The sequence below is a fragment of the Desulfovibrio sp. 1188_IL3213 genome (assembly GCF_036763145.1).
Lineage (GTDB): Bacteria > Desulfobacterota > Desulfovibrionia > Desulfovibrionales > Desulfovibrionaceae > Desulfovibrio.
This window is the reverse complement of the sequence record NZ_JBAIYR010000246.1, coordinates 1-3,467: the sequence shown is the minus strand read 5'-3', so window position 1 is coordinate 3,467 and position 3,467 is coordinate 1. Positions and strand designations below refer to the sequence as shown.

Genomic DNA, 3,467 nt, shown 5'->3' with positions numbered 1-3,467 from the left:
GCCACGATGACGCGGGGCTTGTGCTCACGGGCCTTGGCGGCCACATCGTCATAGTCGATGCGGCCGGTTTCGCGCTGCACGCCATACGAGAGCACCTTGAAAAGACGGCCGGAAAAGTTCACCGGGCTGCCGTGGGTGAGGTGTCCGCCGTGGGAAAGATCCATGCCGAGAATGGTGTCGCCGGGCTTGAGAACGGCCAGGTAGGCGGCCATGTTGGCCTGCGAGCCGGAATGGGGCTGCACGTTGACGTACTGCGCGTCAAAAAGCAGCCTGGCCCTTTCCTGCGCCAGGGTTTCCACCATATCCACGTATTCGCAGCCGCCATAGTAGCGCTTGCCGGGATAGCCTTCGGCGTATTTGTTGGTCAGTACGCTGCCCTGGGCTTCACGTACCGCCGTGGAAACAATGTTTTCCGAGGCGATAAGCTCAAGCTTGCCCATCTGCCTTTGCGATTCCAGAGCAATGGCCTTTGCGATTTCCGGGTCTTGCAGCAGAATTTCATCCATGAACGTGGCATCCTTAGTGAAATATACTGCCCGCCACAGCGGCGGGCAGTGTGTGTACTGAGCTGGCCCGGCGGAGAACACAACGTCCGGCGGCCTTATGGGGGCGTTCGGACGGTTCTGACCAGTAAGGCGGGCCGTGGCGTTAGCGGGGCCTTTTTTCAAAAAACGCGGATCAGGTGGACTGGCTGCCCGTGATCCGCGCCGGATTTTCCTGTGCGAAAGCTGTGCGCAGGCACAACTGGTTTCGTCCAGGTATTGCTCGACTGCCGAAAGCGGATTTCGTCCACCGGCGTTTTCTAAAAACAGGACTGCCCCGCAGCGGCAGAAGCGTTAAACGCGCACCGCCGGATGCCTGCCGGAAAGATATCAGTCCTTCCGGCAGGCATCGCGGGCGGCAGGTCATTTATTGTCCCACTTCTTCAGGATCAGGCTGGCATTGGTGCCGCCAAAGCCGAAGGAATTGCACATGGCATACTCGCAGGCGATATTTTGGGAACCGTCAGCCATGTAGTCGAGATCGCACTCGGGATCAGGATTTTCAAGGTTGATGGTGCCGGGCAGCATTTCATCATGCAGGGCCAGCGCGGTGAAGACAGATTCTATGCCGCCGGCAGCCCCGAGCAGATGCCCGGTCATGGACTTGGTGGCAGAGATCTTGATCTTCCTGGCATGGTCGCCGAAGAGCAGCTTGATGGCCTTGGTTTCCGTGCTGTCATTGAGCATGGTGGACGTGGCGTGAGCGTTGATATGCCCGATGGCCGACGGCGAGATTCCGGCTTCACGCAGGGCGTTCTGCATGGCGCGGGCCATGCCTTCGCCATTTTCACAGGGAGCGGTCATGTGGTAGGCGTCGCCTGATGCGCCGTAGCCTACCAGTTCCGCATAAATTCTGGCTCCGCGTTCCTGCGCCGATTCCAGTGTTTCAACAAAGAGCAGCCCGGCGCCTTCGCCGATGACAAAGCCATCGCGTTTGGCGTCAAACGGGCGCGAAGCCTTGGCAGGCTCATCGTTGTACTGGGTGGAGAGCGCCTTGAGCGCAGTAAAACCGGCCACGCCCAGGGGCGTTACCGTGGCTTCCACGCCACCGGTGATGACGGCCTTGACCCGGCCCAGCAAAATTTCGCTGTATGCGGTACCCATGGCGTGAATGCCCGAGGCGCAGGCCGTAGTGGTGACAATGTTGGGGCCTTTGGCTCCGGTAAAAATAGATATCTGCCCCGGACCCATGTTTGAAATCAACATGGGAATCATGAAAGGCGAGATTCTGTTGGGACCGGCTTCAAGCAGTTTGGCGTGATACGTTTCGATGGTGTGCAGGCCGCCAAGGCCGATGCCGAGGATAACGGCGGTGTCGTAGGCATTGGCGTCCGTCACTTCATAGCCCGCGTCCCTGAGCAGCATCTGGGCCGAAGCCACGGCAAACTGGGTAAAACGGTCCATGCGCCGCACCTGTTTGGCGGGCATGAAATCTTCGGGCACAAAATTTTTCACTTCTCCCGCGATTCGCGAATCGTAGGCGGAAGCGTCAAAAAGCGTGATGGGCGCTATGCCCGACTCGCCTGCGAGCAGCTTTTTCCAGGTGCTCTCAATATCGTTGGCGAGGGGCGTAACGCCGCCAACGCCGGTGATTACTACGCGGGGACGGGTCATGCATGCTCCTTTGGTGCGGGAGGGGGCTTTACCGCCCCCTCGCACGCTGCATATCTGGCGAACAAACCTTGGCTATTTCTTTTCTTCGATATAGGCAATGGCGTCCTGGACCTTCAGGATCTTCTGAGCATCTTCGTCGGCGATTTCGACTTCGAACTCTTCTTCCATAGCCATGATCAGCTCAGTCAGGTCCAGGGAGTCAGCGCCCAGATCTTCCACAAAGCTGGCTTCGGGCTTGACTTCATCAGCGCTGACGCCCAGTTGGTCTACAATGATTTTTTTAACTTTTTCGGCGACATCAGACATGGTATCCTCCAGGTAATTTTAATATCCATCCAAACCCCGGCTTCAGGGCAGTGCCGGGTGCGTCTTCGGTTGTTCTGCGTGCGTGCTTTCACGTTAACTGCCTGGCCGGCGAACATGCCTTGTTTTTTTCAGCCGCACTTTTGCTTGCCGGCGGCTGAAACAGGGTTGCCCTTGCAGGCACGACATCACTGTCTGTTTTCCGCAGCCGCTCGGCGGCCGGGAGAACGCCTGGTAATCCGGGTATGTTTCGTGGCGCGGATTGTCAGCAACACTCCGCACAGGAGCAGTTAACATTATTACTGCAAAACTGCGCTAGCAGTACATGCCCCCATTCACTCCAAGCACCTGCCCGGTAATGTAGGCGGCCTTGTCCGAGGCGAAAAACGCCACGGCGTCGGCCACTTCCTGGGCAGTGCCCATGCGCTTGAGCGGAATAACTTCCTCATAGCTTTTACGAACATCATCGCCAAGGGCGGCGGTCATGTCCGTTTCAATAAAGCCGGGAGCCACGGCATTGACCGTGATCTGGCGTGCGGCCAGCTCTTTGGCGCAGGACTTGGTGAGGCCCAGCAGGGCGGCTTTGGCCGAGGCGTAGTTGGCCTGACCGGCGTTGCCCATCTGGCCCACCACCGAAGAAATGTTCACAATGCGGCCCTTGCGGGCCTTGCTCATGATTTTGGCGGCCTCGCGGGTGCAGATGAAGGCCCCGCGCAGGTTGACGTTGATTACCCGGTCAAAGTCCTCATCCTTCATGCGGATAAGAAAACCGTCCTTGGTGATGCCCGCGTTGTTCACGAGCACGGCAAGATCAACCTTGTCCTTGATTTCAGTGGTGAAAAAATCGGAAACAGCAGCACCGTCGCTCACATCAAGGGCAAAAGCCCTGGCCTGGCCGCCCGCCGCCCTGATTTCGGCCACCGTCTGCTCCGCCTCCGCGGGGCGGCTCACATAGGTGAGAAAAACCTGAAAGCCGTCCCGGGCAAGGGTTTGGGCAATGGCGCGCCC

At 58.5% G+C, this 3,467-nt stretch carries 3 protein-coding genes and 1 pseudogene; all 4 read right to left on the bottom strand.

Going from position 1 to position 3,467, the window contains the following annotated elements; genetic code table 11:
- Positions 1–506: pseudogene (gene glyA / locus V6C16_RS09625) on the bottom strand (serine hydroxymethyltransferase); the annotation flags it as partial.
- Between the two features lie 399 nt (positions 507–905).
- Positions 906–2,156, bottom strand: coding sequence for a beta-ketoacyl-ACP synthase II (gene fabF, locus V6C16_RS09620; protein ID WP_333535066.1), 1,251 nt, complete (start codon positions 2,154–2,156; stop codon positions 906–908).
- A gap of 72 nt (positions 2,157–2,228) precedes the next feature.
- Positions 2,229–2,462 (bottom strand): acyl carrier protein, encoded by a 234-nt coding sequence (gene acpP / locus V6C16_RS09615; RefSeq protein ID WP_012625238.1) that lies wholly within the window; start codon positions 2,460–2,462, stop codon positions 2,229–2,231.
- Positions 2,463–2,774: 312 nt separating this feature from the next.
- Positions 2,775–3,467, bottom strand: a 693-nt coding sequence (fabG, locus tag V6C16_RS09610) for a 3-oxoacyl-[acyl-carrier-protein] reductase (RefSeq protein WP_333543085.1), incomplete at its 5' end; no start/stop codon positions are given.